Below are 262 nucleotides of genomic sequence, written 5' to 3' on the forward strand. Positions count from 1 at the left end.
GCCGCGCGTCGTGCCCGCCGGCGTGCCCAGGCGAACGCCCGAGGTGATCGTGGGCTTTTCCGTATCGAACGGGATGCCGTTCTTGTTGCAGGTGATGCCGGCGCGCTCGAGCGCCTGCTCGACCTGATTGCCCTTGAGGCCCTTGGGACGCAGATCGACGAGCAGCAGATGGTTGTCGGTGCCGCCCGTGACCAGATCGACGCCGCCCGCCTTCAGCACGTCGCCCAGCGCCTGCGCATTGGCGAGCACGCTGTCGATATAA

General features: G+C 67.2%; 1 pseudogene. It reads right to left on the reverse strand.

Annotation, left to right across the window (positions count from 1 at the left end):
- Positions 1–262 (reverse strand): annotated as a pseudogene (gene glyA / locus U5775_RS39255) (serine hydroxymethyltransferase); the annotation flags it as partial.

Origin of the sequence: Paraburkholderia sp. J63 (genome assembly GCF_905220245.1) — a bacterium.
Lineage (GTDB): Bacteria > Pseudomonadota > Gammaproteobacteria > Burkholderiales > Burkholderiaceae > Paraburkholderia.